This is a genomic window from Neobacillus sp. PS3-40, from assembly GCF_030915485.1.
Lineage (GTDB): Bacteria > Bacillota > Bacilli > Bacillales > Cytobacillaceae > JAUZPL01.
Genome location: NZ_CP133266.1, coordinates 2089397 through 2107728, shown reverse-complemented (window position 1 = coordinate 2107728; position 18332 = coordinate 2089397). Strand labels below are relative to the sequence as shown.

The 18332-nt window shown below is 39.7% G+C and carries 17 protein-coding genes; 15 read left to right on the top strand and 2 right to left on the bottom strand.

The window, feature by feature from the left end:
• Positions 1-393 precede the first annotated feature (393 nt).
• Positions 394-1506, bottom strand: a complete 1113-nt coding sequence (locus RCG20_RS10365) for an IS110 family RNA-guided transposase (RefSeq protein WP_308182784.1) — start codon at positions 1504-1506, stop codon at positions 394-396.
• A 1597-nt stretch (positions 1507-3103) separates the two neighbouring features.
• Positions 3104-3634 (bottom strand): DUF2529 domain-containing protein, encoded by a 531-nt coding sequence (locus RCG20_RS10360; RefSeq protein ID WP_308184158.1) that lies wholly within the window; start codon positions 3632-3634, stop codon positions 3104-3106.
• A gap of 282 nt (positions 3635-3916) precedes the next feature.
• Here RCG20_RS10360 and RCG20_RS10355 point away from each other — a divergent pair, with 282 nt between their 5' ends.
• The 15 genes from RCG20_RS10355 to RCG20_RS10285 all read left to right on the top strand — a co-directional run bounded on the left by RCG20_RS10355 (position 3917) and on the right by RCG20_RS10285 (position 18332).
• The gene (locus RCG20_RS10355) at positions 3917-4288 is read left to right on the top strand and encodes a response regulator (RefSeq protein ID WP_308184157.1); all 372 of its coding nucleotides are present in this window, start codon (positions 3917-3919) and stop codon (positions 4286-4288) included.
• 244 nt (positions 4289-4532) lie between these two features.
• Positions 4533-5390: a class II fructose-bisphosphate aldolase gene (locus RCG20_RS10350; protein ID WP_308184156.1), complete on the top strand. Its 858-nt coding sequence runs from the start codon at positions 4533-4535 to the stop codon at positions 5388-5390.
• A 333-nt stretch (positions 5391-5723) separates the two neighbouring features.
• A complete protein-coding gene (locus tag RCG20_RS10345; RefSeq protein WP_308184155.1) occupies positions 5724-7013 on the top strand; it encodes a UDP-N-acetylglucosamine 1-carboxyvinyltransferase in 1290 nt (429 codons plus the stop codon).
• Positions 7014-7107: 94 nt separating this feature from the next.
• Positions 7108-8070 carry a class II fructose-bisphosphatase gene (gene glpX, locus RCG20_RS10340; protein ID WP_308184154.1) on the top strand — a complete coding sequence of 321 codons (963 nt, stop codon included), beginning with the start codon at positions 7108-7110 and terminating at the stop codon, positions 8068-8070.
• Between the two features lie 386 nt (positions 8071-8456).
• A complete protein-coding gene (rho, locus tag RCG20_RS10335) occupies positions 8457-9722 on the top strand; it encodes a transcription termination factor Rho (protein WP_308184153.1) in 1266 nt (421 codons plus the stop codon).
• A gap of 156 nt (positions 9723-9878) precedes the next feature.
• Positions 9879-10091, top strand: coding sequence for a 50S ribosomal protein L31 (gene rpmE, locus RCG20_RS10330; RefSeq protein WP_308184152.1), 213 nt, complete (start codon positions 9879-9881; stop codon positions 10089-10091).
• A 152-nt stretch (positions 10092-10243) separates the two neighbouring features.
• Complete coding sequence (locus RCG20_RS10325) at positions 10244-10864, top strand: thymidine kinase (protein ID WP_308184151.1); 621 nt, start codon at positions 10244-10246, stop codon at positions 10862-10864.
• A 100-nt stretch (positions 10865-10964) separates the two neighbouring features.
• Positions 10965-11426, top strand: coding sequence for a hypothetical protein (locus RCG20_RS10320; protein WP_308184150.1), 462 nt, complete (start codon positions 10965-10967; stop codon positions 11424-11426).
• Between the two features lie 411 nt (positions 11427-11837).
• Positions 11838-12911, top strand: coding sequence for a peptide chain release factor 1 (gene prfA / locus RCG20_RS10315; RefSeq protein ID WP_308184149.1), 1074 nt, complete (start codon positions 11838-11840; stop codon positions 12909-12911).
• Entirely contained in the window at positions 12895-13770 is an 876-nt protein-coding gene (gene prmC, locus RCG20_RS10310; protein ID WP_308184148.1) for a peptide chain release factor N(5)-glutamine methyltransferase, read from the top strand. Before prfA ends, prmC begins: the two co-directional genes overlap by 17 nt.
• Positions 13771-14040: 270 nt before the next feature.
• Positions 14041-14760, top strand: coding sequence for a stage II sporulation protein R (spoIIR, locus tag RCG20_RS10305; protein ID WP_308184147.1), 720 nt, complete (start codon positions 14041-14043; stop codon positions 14758-14760).
• Between the two features lie 499 nt (positions 14761-15259).
• Positions 15260-15706 (top strand): GNAT family N-acetyltransferase, encoded by a 447-nt coding sequence (locus RCG20_RS10300; protein ID WP_308184146.1) that lies wholly within the window; start codon positions 15260-15262, stop codon positions 15704-15706.
• 184 nt (positions 15707-15890) lie between these two features.
• Entirely contained in the window at positions 15891-16937 is a 1047-nt protein-coding gene (locus RCG20_RS10295) for an L-threonylcarbamoyladenylate synthase (RefSeq protein WP_308184145.1), read from the top strand.
• A gap of 305 nt (positions 16938-17242) precedes the next feature.
• Entirely contained in the window at positions 17243-17758 is a 516-nt protein-coding gene (locus RCG20_RS10290; RefSeq protein WP_374120540.1) for a manganese efflux pump MntP, read from the top strand.
• Between the two features lie 127 nt (positions 17759-17885).
• Positions 17886-18332, top strand: coding sequence for a low molecular weight protein arginine phosphatase (locus RCG20_RS10285; protein ID WP_308184143.1), 447 nt, complete (start codon positions 17886-17888; stop codon positions 18330-18332).

Here is an 18332-nt window from a genome sequence, read left to right as displayed (position 1 = left end):
AGAATAGCTCCTTCTTTAGCTTACTGACCACTTCTCACCTCTTGGAATAGCTGTCAAGTGCTCTTCTTGACAGCTATTCCAAGAGGTGAGACACTTTTTTAGCTAAAGATGAAATGATCCTTCCTCCTTTTTCTTTTTTTTGAATAGAAGGTAAGAACACGGCACGAAGGCAAAAATCTCTACAGCGGTTAGCGCTCTGATATTCGTGGGTTTTCACATTTTATCTTTCCGTATAAAGGACTTTTCCACTAACTCGGGACGTGCGTTAATCTATTTAGATATAGCACAGAGGAGGCACGTGGATTTTCCTTTCCGGTTTTTCTCTTTGCCTTCGAGCCCTATTCTCATTTTTCTATTTATACATCTATCTTGCTTTGAGGAACACGTAACCTTTTAAGCTTGAGGTATATCTTCTACTTCTTGCATCACTGCCCAAATAAAACCTGCCAATTCTCGCGCTACTGCTGTAATGGCTTTACCGCTTTCTTTCCCTCTTGATAATAAGCGGAAATACTTCTTGTGGAGTCGGTTCTGTGCTTTCCACGATATTGCCTGAATCGTTGGTGATTGCCCACTTTGCCGTCTTTGTAGTTCTCCTTTAACAGAGGGTTGATACCGATAACTCCAGGCAGACTCTACCAATAAACGCCGTACGTGTCGATTACCTGTTTTGGTTATTTCTCCTTGTCTCCTTTTTTCACCACTCGAATACTCGCTAGGGATTAAACCAACATAAGCCATGAATTGCCTCGGTGTAGTAAAACGTTTAAAAGAACCGATTTCTGCTACAATACTTGTCGCTGTAATAAGAGCTACTCCTCTTAATGATTGGAGTGCTTGAATTTTTTTGGCATGGACACCTTCACTCGCTAGAATTTTAATTTCTTCTTCTAACCTTAGAATACGTTGTGCTAACTCTTTGAGTTGGTGGTAGTATTCCTGGAAGGTTACTTGTAGAGAAGGGTTTTCAAATTTTAAAGTGTCCAGCCATCTGAAATATTTGATTGTCCACTTATTTACTCCAGTAGGAGGTTTAATATCATTACGCAGTAAAAATTTACTTAATCGGTGTTTTCCTCTCAGTTCGTCTTCTTTGGCATCTTCTCTACACCTAACAAGATCCCGCAGAGCCTCATCCTCTGGAGTTGGTACATAAATTGGAGTCAACTCTCCAGCCCGATATAAATGAGCTAAGCGAACAGAGTCCCTGCGATCCGTTTTAATACGTTCTCCAGGTCTTTTAGGAATAAGAGACGGGGCAATCACCGAGCAGTGAATCCCTAGTGTGATAAATAGTCGGTACAATGGATATCCTGTCGGACCAGCTTCATAACACACTCGCAGAGATTCCGGGCTGCCCAATTTTTTCATTAATTTCCTCACTTCTTCTGGTGTATGAGGAATCATTCCATGGTATCTAGGCTCCCCTCGGCCCTCATCGGCAATAGCGACTGCAATTTTTTCCTTTGATACGTCTAAACCTACATATTTAATGGTATCCTTCATAATGACTAGCTCCTTCCGTAATGTAGCTCTGATTTGGTTTTTTGTTTTTCATCAGTAAACATTCTAACCAAATTAACCTACGAATTTACGAGTAAGGAGCTAGTTTCGTTCATGATAACTCGGCGCTGAAGCGCCTGTTGGGTCTCACCTAATGTCATTAACTTTAGTTTCCAAATGATGTAAATAAATAATTGCTTTTAGGATTTCTGCATAAATTGTTGTTTTTGGTCCATAACTTTGCCCGTTGATTTCCGCTCCGGGCACTCGCTTTCCGCGGGGAGGTCCGTGAGCCTCCTCGTCGCTTCGCTCCTGCGGGGTCTCCCGTGACCTCTACATCCCGCAGGAGTCGAGTGCCCTCCGCTCCAATCAACTCAAGAGCGATAAAGTAGGAAAATCCGAAAGCATCCTTTGTAAATGTACAACGCTTACTACTTGTAGATGTAAAATTCCCTTAAATAAGAAGGCTTGTCCTTACTCGGGTAAAAATAAGCGGAGATTTTCCGGTTAGATGCAGAATGGAGCTCTTTCGGGTAAATAAGCGGAATTTTTCCGGTTATGCAAAGAAATGCCCCCCATTTTTGAGGTTTTCGAGTCAATAGGCGGAATTTCTCCTTCTATTTATGCTATTTTTGATCTAATTTACTAATTAAGCGGAATTTTTCCGTCTATTCATGCTCCTTGATCCCCTTTGACAACAAAAAATGTGGACTTCGGGAATGAAGGACTTTTTTCTCACCAATTACTGATTTTGGGCCTTCATCACCCGAATGATTCAACTAGATGGTTTAAATAGAAGCCTTCGGGTAACATCATGCTCTCGTCTATCACGGGCACGATTATGCTCTAATCTTTACAGCTACCCCCGAAAATATTAATATCCTGGTGGAAATTAGATGATAGTAATAAGAGATGCGTTCTTAATACGAAATAAATCATCCGCGAAAAGTTCATTTAACTCTCAAAACGAAAATATAAGGTAAATAGTAGCAATCAAAGAAAAGTGAAGTCAAAACTGTTATTTATTGTAATTATGAGTTAATGACATCGGGGTCTCCCCTGTCCCGCTGCTCCCGCAGGAGTCGAGCACACCCGCTCCAATCAACAGAGTGTCAAAAATCAAAAATGGGCTTTAATATTGTCCATGTGAAAAAGGTATAATACCTCAATTACCTGAGGGAATTATACCTTTTTTGTTGTGTCGTTCTAAAAAACTAAGAAAAGCTGTTTATCAGATAGATGAATTGATAAAAGTTCTTTAGTTCAAGCAATTTTTATTGGCCTGTAACCTAATGTTTTTACGAATAAACTTTCTTCCAGGGCGTAATGGTCTCTAATCGTTACCTCTAACCGTTTTGATTCCACTAGTGGGTTAAAATAGAGGCTTTTGGGAATCAATGATGGACTTTGGGTGTTTTCAGATTTTTCTACTTTATCTATCTGAGTTGATTGGAGCGGAGGGCACTTGACTCCTGCGGGAATAGAGGGAATGGGAGACCCCACAGGCGGTACGCCGAGGAGGCTCCCATCCCTCCCCGCGGAAAGCAAGTGCCCGGAGCGGAAAGCAACGGGCAAAGTTATGGTCTAAAATGCGCGCCTATTATTCATATTCAGATAACATCTCATCAATCGAGAATTTGATTCCGTAATAAGCAAACAAGGCAGCCATGGAAGCTGGGTATCCAAAGCGATTTCCGAATTCATCTGGAATTAACCCTTTTGTGAGTCTAAGATTTATATGAACATCAGCCAAATTGACGGCTGGGCAATCAGCTTCCTCATCCAGAACGGTTGAAATTAAAACAAAGGGAATCCCTTTTTCCTGAAGGAGTATGGCTAACTCGTTCACCTCTTCATCCGTTGCAAAACGTGAGATTAACAAAACACGATCAGCATCGGTTAAATCCTCTATCGTGGATTTTGTCAAAATAACGGCATCTTTTAATGGTTCGGCTCCTTCTAGGGCCTCAAACTCAATAGCTTTCATTTCCCGTGAACCAAAAATATAAATGGTTCCAGATCCAGCACCTGCCTGGGCGAGTAGACGGGCACCGTCCTCAAGTGAAAATGCTTCATCCTCGACTATCTTTTTAAATACTCCCGTTAATTGGGTTGTGAAAATTTTTAACATAAAGTCCTCCTAGAATACGGTTTTCGACTATATTATACACATTTTTAAAAAATCATACTTTTAATTTCAATATCTAACGCGATTTTTAAAAAAATCCAAGAAAATGGAGGAAATTATTTAATTTGTTACATAATCCCAAGTTTTGAGGAAGGATATTTGAAAAAAATATAGAAAGTATAGCAAGGGATAGAAGAAATACATAGAAGCAATTTTAGAATACATAAAAAATGTAGAGTTCAAAGATTCGCTTTTTAAAATTTTGAAAAAGGGAAGAGTGGAGTTATGAAAGCAAAAATATTAATTGTTGATGATCAATTTGGAATCAGAATTCTGCTTAATGAGGTTTTTCAAAAAGAAGGCTACAATACGTATCAAGCAGCTAATGGCCTTCAAGCTCTCGATGTTGTTAAAAAACATGACCCAGATCTTGTTCTATTGGATATGAAAATACCTGGAATGGATGGGCTTGAAATATTAAAAAGAATGAGAGTACTTGACAAAGATATTCGTGTCATCATCATGACGGCCTATGGAGAATTGGATATGATCCAGGAAGCAAAAGAACTCGGGGCTATCATGCACTTTGCTAAGCCGTTTGATATTGATGATATCCGTGCAGCTGTGAAAAAACACCTTCCACAAAAAATAAATTAACATTTTTTCCATTATTAGAGATGCCCTTTTATATGGACGCGCTTTCATTATGACACTTTATAAAAATCAGCTAGATTAATGGAATTTCCTTCACCACTTTGGTATGATACTTATGAACTTTTAGTAGTTGTCTATCATTTTAAATAGACAAAGGGCTATACATAATCAGTTAAATTGATGGAAATCATTTTAATGGAATGCTCTTACTAAAAATAGATAACTACAATAATAAGGAGGAAGTAAAATGCCTTTAGTTTCAATGACCGAAATGCTAAAAAAAGCGAAAGCAGAAGGCTACGCTGTTGGGCAATTCAACATAAATAACTTAGAATTTACACAAGCAATTCTTTCAGCAGCTGTGGAAGAAAAATCACCAGTAATCCTTGGTGTTTCTGAAGGTGCAGGTCGCTATATGAGTGGCTTCAAAACTGTTGTAAAAATGGTTGAAGGCCTAATGGAAGACTTGAAAGTTACTGTTCCAGTTGCAATTCACCTTGACCATGGTTCAAGCTTTGATAAATGTAAAGAAGCTATCGATGCAGGTTTTACATCTGTTATGATCGATGCATCACACCATGCATTTGAAGAAAATATTGAAATAACATCAAAAGTAGTAGAATATGCACATTCAAAAGGTGTTTCAGTTGAAGCTGAACTTGGAACAGTTGGCGGACAAGAGGACGATGTCGTTGCAGAAGGCGTTATTTATGCTGATCCAAAAGAATGTGAAGAATTAGTAAAACGTACAGGCATTGATTGCCTTGCTCCAGCCTTGGGATCAGTACACGGCCCATACAAAGGCGAACCAAACCTTGGTTTCAAGGAAATGGAAGAAATTGGCAAAATTATTGGTTTACCGCTCGTTCTTCACGGTGGAACAGGTATTCCTACAAAGGATATCCAAAAATCCGTTTCACTAGGAACAGCTAAAATAAACGTAAACACTGAAAACCAGATTGAATCTGCTAAGGTTGTTCGTGAAGTTTTAGCCGCAAAACCAAATGAATATGATCCACGTAAATATCTAGGACCAGCACGTGATGCCATCAAAGCTACCGTAATTGGCAAAATCCGTGAATTCGGTTCAGCTGGCAAAGCTTAAAGAAATAAATAGCAAGAAGAAATTGGAAACCGTCCTTTTTAAAAAAGAGGGCGGTTTCCCCACGTTTATATTTATTTGGGGATTTTGTTGAACTATGTTTAAATACGTAGAGGTAAGTTTTTCCATTTTCTTTTAACTTTTTTGAATATGTCATACATGAAAATAGAATTTTCGTGTAAACTATATAAATAGACAAGCTGTCGGAAAATGCGTTTTAGGTATGGTAAATAATACCAAGTGCTTATTTGGTTGATAATTGTCCGGTTTATATTCGTCATTCCGTTCCGAAAAAACCATATATGACTTTGCATAAGGCTTAGAAGGGAGTAAGAAATGGAAAAACTTATGATTGCTGGCGGCGATTTATTAAAAGGGACCGTAAGAGTAAGCGGTGCCAAAAATAGTGCAGTCGCCCTAATCCCAGCCACAATTTTGGCAGATTCTCCTGTGACGATCGAAGGATTACCAGATATTTCAGATGTCGAAATTCTTAAAGGGTTACTTGAAGAAATCGGTGGTAAGGTAGATTTGCGTAATGATGATATGACTGTTGATCCTTCTTCAATGATATCCATGCCACTCCCAAATGGAAAAGTAAAGATGCTACGTGCATCCTATTATTTAATGGGAGCGATGTTGGGGCGATTTAAAAAAGCAGTAATTGGTTTGCCTGGCGGATGCCATCTTGGACCGAGACCAATCGATCAGCATATTAAAGGATTCCAGGCCCTTGGTGCGAGCGTGACAAATGAGCAAGGTGCTATTTATCTAAGAGCAGATGAATTACGTGGAGCACGAATCTATCTCGATGTTGTCAGTGTGGGAGCAACGATCAATATTATGCTTGCTGCTGTAAGGGCAAAAGGACGGACCATCATTGAGAATGCAGCAAAAGAGCCAGAAATCATCGATGTTGCAACACTATTAACAAACATGGGAGCTAATATTAAGGGTGCTGGTACAGATATAATCCGTATTGACGGCGTCGATAGCCTTCATGGCTGTCACCACACCATTATTCCTGACCGAATCGAAGCGGGTACCTACATGATCATTGGGGCTGCTGTTGGGGGAGGAGTTTTAATTGATAATGTAATCCCTCAACACTTGGAGTCGTTAATAGCAAAATTGAGGGAAATGGGTGTCCGCATTGAATCGGGAGACGACCAGGTCTTTATAGAAAGAGGGCCAAATCCTCTTAAAGCAGTTGATATCAAGACGCTTGTGTATCCTGGCTTTGCAACAGACCTGCAACAACCATTTACTACTCTACTAACAAATGCAACGGGCTCTTGTGTGGTAACCGATACCATTTATGGTGCACGATTTAAACATATTGATGAATTAAGAAGAATGAATGCTGATATAAAAGTCGAGGGTCGTACTGCGATTATTAATGGTCCTGTACAACTTCAAGGTGCCAAGGTAAAGGCAAGCGATCTAAGAGCAGGTGCTGCCCTTGTAATTGCCGGCCTGATGGCAGAGGGAATTACTGAAGTAACAGGACTCGAACATATTGATAGGGGATATAGCCACTTAGTTGAAAAATTAACCGGCTTAGGTGCGACCGTTTGGCGTGAAAGTATGACAAAAGAAGAACTTGAACAGTTAAAAAGCACATAATCAAACGTATCTAAATAATGGCGTACAGAAATTATAATAATTCTCTATACTTATTTACAAAAGCAAATGGAGAGAAAATGGGGGACTGGAACGGATGGAAAGAAGTTTAACAATGGAACTAGTTCGTGTAACAGAGGCTGCAGCACTTGCATCAGCACGCTGGATGGGCCGTGGAGTAAAAGACGAGGCCGATGGGGCAGCAACTTCAGCAATGAGAGACGTGTTTGATACCATTCCAATGAAGGGGACTGTTGTTATTGGAGAAGGAGAAATGGATGAAGCTCCAATGCTCTATATTGGCGAAAAGCTTGGTACAGGTTACGGTCCACGTGTCGATGTAGCTGTAGACCCGCTTGAAGGAACGAATATTGTTGCAGCAGGTGGCTGGAATGCATTAGCCGTGATTGCGATTGCAGATAACGGCAATTTGCTACATGCACCAGATATGTATATGGAGAAAATTGCAGTTGGACCGGAAGCGGTAGGACTTATTGACATTAATGCTTCTGTTCTTGATAATTTAAAAGCTGTAGCGAAGGCAAAGAATAAGGACATCCAAGATGTCGTTGCAACCGTGTTAAATCGCCCGCGTCATGAGCATATTATTGCCCAACTTCGCGAAGCAGGAGCAAGGATCAAGCTTATTAATGATGGAGATGTAGCAGGTGCCATTAATACAGCCTTTGATCATACTGGTGTTGATATCCTATTTGGTTCAGGTGGAGCTCCTGAAGGTGTTTTGTCTGCGGTTGCATTAAAATGCCTCGGCGGTGAAATTATTGGAAAACTATTGCCGCAAAGTGATGCAGAACTTGAACGTTGTATCAAAATGGGTCTTGATGTAAACCGTATTCTCCGAATGGAGGATCTAGTTAAAGGCGATGATGCTATTTTTGCTGCAACAGGTGTAACAGATGGGGAATTATTAAAAGGGGTTCAATTTAAAGGAACTTTTGGCTCAACACATTCTGTTGTTATGAGAGCAAAATCCGGTACTGTTCGCTTTGTTGATGGTCGGCATAGCTTGAAAAAGAAACCAAATCTAGTTATTAAATAATATTCGGATCTTTTTACTATATACCTATAGGGAAAAGGAACAGACTCTACGTCTGTCCTTTCCTAAATGGTATAATTGCGAGGGGTCCCTGGCAAACCATCAAAGTAAAAGTAGTCCCTTCCTATTTATTTTCCAATCAATAAATAGTTGTTGATTATTTTTTTATAATAAGGGTAAAATAGAAATTGTTTTTCTACATTTTTAGTCCCTTTTCGTTTAACTTCTCAAAACCTTCAAAAAGTGCAATCAATTCCTCCTATTTTTCTGTTCGGATAAAAGTTGTCTTTCTTTTTGTATGAAGAGAAATATACAAAATATAAAATTAAGAACATTCGATCATCTAGGACAGCGGAAAAGAGTGAAAATTATTAAAGTGTGGTGTATAAATGGACGTATCAATTTCAGGCTTAGAAAATATGAAATTAAAGGAACTTTATGAACTTGCTCGTGAATTTAAAGTTTCCTACTACAGTAAACTAACAAAAAAGGAATTAATTTTTGCCATTTTAAAAGCACGTGCCGAACTCCAAGGGTATTTCTTTATGGAGGGAGTCCTAGAGATTATCCAATCAGAAGGATTCGGGTTTTTAAGACCTATTAACTATTCTCCAAGTTCGGAAGATATTTATATCTCGGCTTCGCAAATCCGCCGCTTTGATCTTCGCAATGGGGATAAAGTTTCTGGTAAAGTTCGCCCACCAAAAGAAAATGAACGTTATTACGGTCTTTTACATGTGGAAGCAGTCAATGGGGATGACCCTGAATCTGCAAAGGAACGTGTACATTTCCCAGCATTGACACCGCTTTATCCAGATAGGCAAATGATGCTTGAAACAACTCCTAAATATTTTTCTACCAGGATTATGGATGTGATTTCCCCAGTTGGTTTTGGTCAACGTGGATTGATTGTAGCCCCTCCAAAAGCAGGGAAAACCATGCTATTAAAGGAAATTGCCAACAGCATCACAACTAACCATCCAGATGCAGAGTTAATAGTCCTCTTGATCGATGAACGCCCAGAAGAAGTAACGGATATTGAACGTTCTGTTGCGGGTGATGTCGTTAGTTCAACCTTTGATGAAGTTCCGGAAAACCATATTAAAGTGGCGGAACTCGTGCTTGATCGTGCTATGCGCTTAGTTGAGCATAAACGTGATGTAGTAATCTTAATGGATAGTATTACCCGGCTTGCTCGTGCCTATAACCTTGTTATACCGCCAAGTGGACGGACATTATCTGGTGGTATTGACCCTGCAGCATTCCATCGCCCAAAACGATTTTTTGGTGCTGCCCGTAATATCGAAGAAGGCGGTAGCTTAACAATCCTTGCAACTGCATTAGTGGATACAGGATCGCGTATGGACGATGTTATCTATGAAGAGTTTAAAGGAACAGGAAATATGGAGCTTCATCTTGATCGTTCACTTGCTGAACGTCGAATTTTCCCTGCTCTTGATATTCGTCGCTCCGGAACGCGTAAAGAAGAACTTCTTCTTCCGAAAGACCATCTTGATAAATTATGGTTGATAAGGAAGTCAATGTCGGATTCACCTGATTTTGTCGAACGCTTCTTTAAAAAGCTAAAGCAAACGAAATCAAATGAAGAATTCTTTGCGTCTTTAGGTGAGGAATTAAAGGCACGTCGTTCCTAAATTTTACCTATCAAAAAGACAAAACGCTTGCTTGCAAAAGTAATAACAGCTTGTTATAATGTGTACAGTGTGTTTTTAGTAATTAAGTGCATATTATTGATAAGCACTTATGATAACTCTGTTTCGAAAGATTCAGGGCGGAAGGAGATGAAAAGAATGAAATCAGGAATTCATCCAAATTATAAAAGTGCAAAGGTGACTTGCGCATGCGGTAACCAGTTTGAAACCGGATCAGTAAAAGGCGAGATTCGCGTTGAAACTTGTTCAGAGTGTCATCCATTCTATACTGGTCGTCAAAAATTCGCTGAAGCTGGCGGACGTGTTGACCGTTTCAACAAAAAATACGGCATTAAGCAAGAGCAACAATAATCGCTCAGAAAAAGCAGGCAAGAAGCAACTTAACTTGCCTGTTTTTTATTGATAATAAATGTGAAATGATGAAATAATGATAACGTTAAAAATAGATATTCTTGTCCAGAGCAAGTAGTTGATTTGGTTCGCAAAGGGAAGGAGCCGTTCTTATGTATGTTATGAAGCAAAGCGGATGGGTCGAGGTTATCTGCGGCAGTATGTTTTCTGGTAAATCAGAAGAATTAATTCGCCGCGTAACAAGAGCACAATTTGCTAAACAAAAAATTGCTGTTTTTAAACCCAAAATTGATAATCGCTACAGTGAGCAATCAGTAGTATCCCATAATGGCTCTACCATTATTGCGAAGCCCATTACCCATTCCATCGAAATTTTGCATCATGTGGAAGAAGAGATAGATATTGTAGCCATTGATGAAGTTCAATTTTTTGATGAGGGAATTGTTCGGGTCATTCAGCAACTTGCTGACAGTGGTTATCGAGTGATCGTGGCTGGTCTTGATCAGGACTTTCGTGGCGAACCATTTGGACAAATGCCCACTCTAATGGCAATTGCTGAACAAGTCACTAAGTTACAAGCTGTATGCACCATTTGTGGTTCACCCGCAAGCCGCACTCAGCGATTAATTAATGGAAGTCCAGCATCATACTATGATCCCGTAATACTAGTTGGTGCATCCGAAGCATATGAAGCACGTTGCCGCCACCATCATGATGTCCCGAAAGTAGCACATCGTTTAGATGAAAAGCAAGTAACCAATACGTTTCAATAAACCGCTGAGTGCTTTTGCTCAAGCGGTTTTTTTAATGGAAAAAAGTGCATTGAGCGCCCCTTCTAATTAAGGACATGATAGTAAAAGGAGGTGCCAAACTTTGAAAAACTGGATACTCTTATTTTTATTGTCAGCCTTTTTATTAAGCGGGTGTAGTGGGAAAAGCGTGAATGATGCTTCTTATGACCTGCGAAAAGATCGCAGTGCTCCTCAATTCATGTCAAACCGTTCTGTAGGGAATAATCAAAGACATTTAGTTGAAAAGGATGTTACAAATCAAAACCCAAATTTTCTTAATTTGAGTGGAGCAGGCAGTGGTTCTGAATCTGGCTCTAATATGGGGCTTGATGTGGATAAAGCTAGGCAAGTCATTAGAGATACAAAGGAGTTCAAACCAGGTTCTATTTGGATTAACGGTGACCGGATGTGGGTAACTGCTTATAAAAAGGGAATACTCACAGAAAGAGGAAAGATTGCAGACGAGGCGCGAATCCATCGCAAATTAGTCGAGGCACTGCCAAGTTATAATATTGAAGTGAAGGTACAAGAAGATAGGCGTTAAACATGCTCTGGGTATCAGGGCATGTTTTTTTTGCTAATCAGGATTTATATCTATCAATTCTGCTAGCGCATAAATGCAATTATGCCATCAGCCTTAGGGGCTCGCCAATCGGCGAATTTTCTTTATGCAGCTAAAAAGTGGAAAGCAAAAAGCCCTCTGCAATCCTAAAAAAATTTTTCCTACATTATTTGGTTTTGACGGTACCTATCACCTATACTATAATTAGAATGTTATGGACAAAAAAATATAATAATTTCGACTCCCAATGCAAGAATCCAATTTGGGATTTATGGTATTAGTACAAAACAATACATTAAAGGTGGCTTGAGCAAAGCGAAACCTGTTATTCAATGTCAAATTGGATAACGTTTGAAGCTCGACCCTTTTCCACTAAACTGAGGTGAATAGACTGTGTTTGATCGTCTTCAATCCGTAGAAGATCGTTATGAAAAGTTAAATGAGCTATTAAGCGATCCGGAAATTATTAATGACTCGAATAAACTTCGAGAATATTCAAAAGAACAGGCTAATATACAAGAAACCGTTCAAACGTACCGCGAATACAAAGAGGCTCGCGAACAATACCAGGATGCTAAAGCCATGCTGGATGAGAAGCTTGATGCCGAAATGCGCGATATGGTTAAAGAAGAGGTTAATGAACTAGAGGGGCAAATCGGGAAATTTGAAGAAAAACTTAAATTTCTTCTTATTCCGAAGGATCCTAACGATGAAAAAAACGTAATCTTTGAAATCCGTGGAGCTGCAGGCGGAGATGAAGCGGCATTATTTGCTGGATCCCTTTACCGTATGTACAGCCGCTATGCTGAGGCACAAGGCTGGAAAACAGAGGTTATGGATGCTAGTCCAACGGGTCTTGGCGGATTTAAAGAAGTAATTTTTATGATTACTGGAACAGGTGCGTACTCCAAATTGAAATTTGAAAATGGAGCACACCGTGTTCAGCGTGTTCCAGAAACAGAATCAGGTGGAAGGATTCATACTTCTACAGCAACAGTTGCTTGCCTGCCAGAAGCAGAAGAGTTAGAAGTTGAAATCCATGACAAGGATATCCGTTTTGATGCCTTTGCTTCAACCGGCGCTGGCGGACAGAGCGTAAACACGACGATGTCGGCCGTTCGCTTAACCCATATTCCAACAGGCATTGTGGTTTCCTGTCAGGATGAGAAATCCCAGCATAAAAACAAAGATAAAGCGATGAAAGTGTTACGTGCACGTGTGTATGACAAGTTCCAACGCGAAGCACAGGCAGAAATTGATTCAGTGCGTAAATCGGCGGTTGGCACCGGGGACCGTTCTGAACGAATTCGTACCTATAATTTTCCTCAAAATCGCGTGACCGACCATCGTATCGGTTTGACGATTCAAAAGCTTGACCAAATTTTAGAGGGTAAGATTGATGACATTGTCGATGCATTGATTCTCGATGATCAATCAAGAAAACTTCAGAATGAATCCGATCAATAAACAAATGTTCGAAGCTCTCCAATGGGCTTCTTCTTTTTTAAAAAAATCGAACCGGGAGGAATTTGCTGGAGAATTATTGCTCCGCCATTTTACCGGTTTATCGCGCTCACAACTGTTTGCCAACTTTCACGAGGAATTACCGCTAGACACTTGGATCTTATTTGAAAAAGCAATCCACGAACATGTTCACGGAGTACCAATTCAATATATCATCGGCTCAGAGGAATTTTATGGGCGGACCTTTACCGTCAATGAATCCGTTTTGATCCCAAGGCCAGAAACGGAAGAACTTGTACTTGAGATTATTAGGCGGATCAAGCAGAAGTTTACAGAGAAGAAAGAAGTTGCGGTGGTAGATATTGGAACAGGAAGCGGAGCCATCGCGGTTAGCTTAAAGCTTGAGGTTCCGACACTACACGTGACTGCCTCCGATATTTCGGTCGATTCCTTACTAGTGGCAAAAGAAAATGCCGCCCGCCTTGGAGCAGTGATAGATTTTTCCCAAGGGGATCTGCTTAAGCCGTTTATCGAACAAAACGCCTTGTTTGAGGTAGTCATCTCCAACCCACCCTATATTCCACTGGGTGATAAAGTGACAATGTCCGAAATCGTCACAGAACATGAACCCCATCGGGCATTATTTGCAGGTGTGGACGGCTTAGATTTTTATCGAAGATTTATGGAGGAACTGCCTTTCGTATTAAAGTCAGAAGCTCTTGTTGGCTTTGAAATCGGTGCTGGACAAAGTGAGGCAGTTGCCAACCTTTTCTACCAAACCTTTGCAAATGTAAAAGTAGACATCGTGAATGACATTAATGGCAAAGACAGGATGGTTTTTGCTGAAATAAGTTTGAATTAGGCTCCGGAGATTACAATCTCGGGGCTATTTTTTTGGAGAAATAAGGGTGATGAACGACGGAAAAATGAGGAGTAGAGGTAACAAAGAGCCTCGCTTTGTTCCCGTCTTATCCAAGCTCATCAAGGATACACATCATCTCTGGAAATGAAAAAGAAAAGGATTTTTTTCTCTGAATCCCTAGAGAAAAATCCTTTTCTATTTTTTCATTTTAATAGTTTAAGATTCTGGCATTTTGTCCACAATGAGGATATCAGAGGGGGCGTGCTAAGAATGAAAAGAAAAACAATGGTATGGGCATATCTTATCGTATTATCCTTAGGAACCATCTTAAGTTTATATATACCAAAAAATGAAGTAACGGCAAAGGAAGCAGTCACTATTCCTGGTGAAGCCATTCGACTAAGAATTCTTGCAAACAGTGATAAAGGATCTGACCAAGCGCTAAAGAGACAAGTCCGTGATGCCGTTAATGCGAAAATTACCGTTTGGGTAAAAGATTTAACATCTATTAAAGAAGCAAGAATAGTCATTAAATCAAAGCTGCCAGAACTTCAAGCTACAGCAGAAGAAGTTGTGAAACAGCAAGGGTCAGAGCAAGCGGTAAACGTAAAGTTCGGGAAAGTACAGTTTCCTACGAAACTATACGGTGAGTTCCTTTATCCTGCAGGAGAATATGAGGCGATCTTGATTACACTAGGAGAAGGAAAAGGTGCGAACTGGTGGTGTGTATTATTTCCACCTCTATGCTTCCTTGATTTTTCAAATGGAGTAGCAGTTAGTAAAGGATTTGAAGGCAAGAAGGAGGTTACTTCAGAAAAGCAAGACAAACAGCAATCAGTTGTAACGACGACGTCAGCGCAATCCAACTTAAAAAAGGAACCAAGTGAACTTCAACCTAAGAAAGATGCACCTGTATATACAAAAGAGGACGAGCAACCGATAAAAGTGAAATTTTTCATAGTAGAACTATGGGAAAAGCTATTTGACTAGACCTACTCCTGGCGAATAATAGCCATTTTTAAAGTAGTAATAACGGCAATCATTACTCAAGTAACCCGAGAAACCAACGAAAATAAAATAAGCGGAGATTTTCCGGTTAAATGCAGAATGGAGCTCATTCCGGGGTGTATAAGCGGAAGTTTTCCGATTACGCAATGCAAAGTCCGCCTTTTTCGCGGTTTTTGATTAAATAGGCGGAAACTCTCCGTCTATTTAATCTATTTTTAATCCAATTTATTAATTAAGAGGAATTTTTCCGTCTATTAAGAATTTAGATAGGTATCAAATATCAACATTTACCTTTAACAGACATCCATGCAAAATTTTTGGCACATCTATAAATGAAATAACAGTTTAGTTCGTATAAAATTACCCAACTCTCGTATAAAGCGAGAGTTTGCATAAATTAGAAATTTAACCTCAATCTGTTCTATTTTTTCTATTGATTCATATTCATAGAAATAGAATTAAATAAAACGAGGTGTAGGTTATGAATACAGCTATTCGCCGTGCTAGTCAAAAGGATTTATCGATAGTAAAAGAGTTTCTGACAGAGGCAAGTCTAGGAATAGACGGTTTATCAGAAGAAATGGTAGAGTACTTCATACTTCTCGAAAACGGGGACGGAAAATTAATTGGAACAGTCGGAATTGAGACGTTTGGAGATGCTGGGCTTTTACGGTCTTTAGTCGTCACACCGGGCCAGGCAGAAAAGGATATCTGGTTACTTATTGGACAAGCACTTAAATTAGCAAACGATAGAGGAATAAAAGAGTTATTTTTAGCAACAAATAAAATGGAAGTGCTACCACTTTTTGAATTGTTAGGGTTTAAAAGGATAATGGAAGTAGATCTCCCACAAGAATTACACCAATCTGATCATGTTTGTCATATTTTAAATGTGGATAACTCTCTATTTTTAAAATTTTCACTATAATTGTGGATATATCCACAAAGTTATCCACCGAAACGTGATAGTTATTCACAATTTGTGGATAAGACTTGTATTTCAGGCGTCCATCTTTTATACTTTCAAGCGTACTTAATTAAAAATATCTATCTAGATGCCTTAATTCGGCAAATTTCGATATGATGATTGTTTGAGATAAAGGTGGATTAGTATGAATACAAAAGTTTGGAAAGTGGATAAGTTTGTGGATAACCTTGAAAATAATCCACAGATTGTGGATGCAGCAACATTACTCATTGATAATGAGGTAGTTGCACTTCCGACAGAAACCGTATATGGGCTTGGAGGAAATGCTGAAAGTGATGTGGCAGTAGCGAAAATTTTTGCTGCAAAAGGGAGACCTGGTGATAACCCATTAATTATCCACATTGCTGAGAAGGATCAAATTAACTCATTTGTAGAGGATATTCCAGAGAATGCCGCGTTATTGATGGATTCCTTCTGGCCCGGTCCGTTAACAATTATTTTTAAAAAAATAGACGGTGTACTCTCAGAGTTAGCGACAGCAGGACTTACGACTGTCGCTGTTCGAATGCCCGACCATCCCGTTGCGCATGCATTGCTAAAAAAGTGTGGAATTCCGATTGCAGCGCCAAGTGCGAACAGCTCTGGGAAGCCGAGCCCAACAACTGCTCAACATGTAATGGAAGATTTGCAAGGCAAAATTGCTGGAATTATTGATGGTGGGCCAACAGGTGTTGGAGTGGAGTCAACCGTCATCGATTGTACGGAACCAATTCCAGTCATTTTAAGACCAGGTGGAATTACGCTGGAGCAGCTTGAAGAGGTGGTCGGGGAGATTAAGGTGGATCCGGCATTAACAAATAGTGAATCCAAACCAAAAGCACCTGGAATGAAATATCGCCACTATGCCCCAAATGCTCCTTTATTTTTGATTAATGGAAGCCAGAAATTTCTTCAAAAGCATGTTTTGGAAAAGCAACAGGAAGGTTTCCGCGTTGGTGTGCTTACAACGGTTGAGAATACCAATGAATATCAGGCAGATGTCATTCTTGCCTGTGGAAAAAGAGCGGAACTTGAAACCGTTGCTAGTTCCCTTTATTCAGTTTTAAGGGAATTTAATCAGGCAAAGGTCGATGTTATCTATAGCGAGATATTTCCAAATGATGGTGTAGGCCAAGCTATCATGAACCGTCTGCAAAAGGCGGCTGGAAATAAAGTCATCTCAGAAGATTGATACCAGTTTCTCCTTAATGGGAGGCTGGTATTTTTTTGGCTAATAAGAAAGTTTACCTTGTTAACGTACTAAAGTAAGTAATGACCCTTAATAAATAATCAGCACTCAAATCGCATAAGTGCAACTACACCTAATCATCGCCATTAGGGGCTCGCCAATCGGTAGTTTTCTTTACACTAAGCCACAAACTAGATGGTGAATTAACTTCTAAACAACCTTGGACGCGCATATGGTGAAATAGGGCAAGTCCAAGGAGGCGAAAACGATTGTCGGCAATATTGAATGAGCTACTTACACTGCTATTAATGGCGTTTGCACTAGGGATGGATGCCTTCTCAGTCGGTTTAGGAATGGGAATGTATCGATTACGGCTTAGGCAAATTTTTAAAATAGGAATCACGATTGGAATTTTTCATGTTTGGATGCCGTTAGTTGGAATGTTTGCAGGCAAATTTTTATCTGAAAGGTTTGGAACACTTGCTACCTATTTAGGAGGGGGACTGCTCATTCTTTTAGGCGTCCAAATGATTTGGTCTAGCATTAAGAAGGATCAGAAAACGATCATTACCCCTGTAGGGATGGGATTGTTAGTGTTTGCACTTAGTGTAAGTCTAGACAGTCTTTCCGTGGGACTCACATTGGGAATCTACGGGGCAAAAACGATTATGGTAGTTTTATGTTTTGGTGTTGCGGCAACAGTCCTGACATGGTGCGGTTTACTGATCGGCCGAAAAGTCCAGGGCTTGCTTGGGGTCTATAGTGTTGCGCTTGGGGGTAGTATTTTATTGGCGTTTGGCTTGAAATTACTGTTCCCTTTTTAAAAATGCTTGAGAACCCTTCCAATTATCGGAAGGGTTCTATTATTGCAACAATTAAATGACTATTTTAATGTTTGTATTGGAATTTAAAAAATATGTCTTATAATGTAAGAAAAGGAGGCAGACAATAATGCAACGCATTTTGTTTGTGTGTACGGGGAATACATGCAGAAGCCCGATGGCTGAGGCAATTTTAATAAATAAAAAGAGTAAAGAGATAGAGGTACAATCTGCTGGTATCTATGCGGCATACGGGTCTGAGGCTGCAGAGTATGCCAAGACAGTAATGGATGAATTTAAGGTAGCACATAGCCACAAATCAAGCCCCTTAACTGAAACCAATGTTAATTGGGCAACAGTCATTTTAACAATGACTTCATCCCATAAAGCTACGATCGCGCAGAATTTCCCGAATGCTGCCGCAAAGATTTTTACACTTAAAGAATTTGCTGGAGAAGAAGAAAGAGATGTAATCGACCCATTTGGCGGTAATCTCGATATGTACAGAAATACATTTAAAGAGCTTGAGAAATTAATTGATAAGGCTATAGAGCAATTGGAAAATAAAATAGAGTAA

Coding starts and splice junctions, on each gene's coding strand:
- RCG20_RS10365 (WP_308182784.1), bottom strand. CDS start 1,506: ATGAAGGATACCATTAAATATGTAGGTTTAGACGTATCAAAGGAAAAA.
- RCG20_RS10360 (WP_308184158.1), bottom strand. CDS start 3,634: ATGTTAAAAATTTTCACAACCCAATTAACGGGAGTATTTAAAAAGATA.
- RCG20_RS10355 (WP_308184157.1), top strand. CDS start 3,917: ATGAAAGCAAAAATATTAATTGTTGATGATCAATTTGGAATCAGAATT.
- RCG20_RS10350 (WP_308184156.1), top strand. CDS start 4,533: ATGCCTTTAGTTTCAATGACCGAAATGCTAAAAAAAGCGAAAGCAGAA.
- RCG20_RS10345 (WP_308184155.1), top strand. CDS start 5,724: ATGGAAAAACTTATGATTGCTGGCGGCGATTTATTAAAAGGGACCGTA.
- glpX (WP_308184154.1), top strand. CDS start 7,108: ATGGAAAGAAGTTTAACAATGGAACTAGTTCGTGTAACAGAGGCTGCA.
- rho (WP_308184153.1), top strand. CDS start 8,457: ATGGACGTATCAATTTCAGGCTTAGAAAATATGAAATTAAAGGAACTT.
- rpmE (WP_308184152.1), top strand. CDS start 9,879: ATGAAATCAGGAATTCATCCAAATTATAAAAGTGCAAAGGTGACTTGC.
- RCG20_RS10325 (WP_308184151.1), top strand. CDS start 10,244: ATGTATGTTATGAAGCAAAGCGGATGGGTCGAGGTTATCTGCGGCAGT.
- prmC (WP_308184148.1), top strand. CDS start 12,895: ATGAATCCGATCAATAAACAAATGTTCGAAGCTCTCCAATGGGCTTCT.
- spoIIR (WP_308184147.1), top strand. CDS start 14,041: ATGAAAAGAAAAACAATGGTATGGGCATATCTTATCGTATTATCCTTA.
- RCG20_RS10300 (WP_308184146.1), top strand. CDS start 15,260: ATGAATACAGCTATTCGCCGTGCTAGTCAAAAGGATTTATCGATAGTA.
- RCG20_RS10295 (WP_308184145.1), top strand. CDS start 15,891: ATGAATACAAAAGTTTGGAAAGTGGATAAGTTTGTGGATAACCTTGAA.
- RCG20_RS10290 (WP_374120540.1), top strand. CDS start 17,243: ATGGCGTTTGCACTAGGGATGGATGCCTTCTCAGTCGGTTTAGGAATG.
- RCG20_RS10285 (WP_308184143.1), top strand. CDS start 17,886: ATGCAACGCATTTTGTTTGTGTGTACGGGGAATACATGCAGAAGCCCG.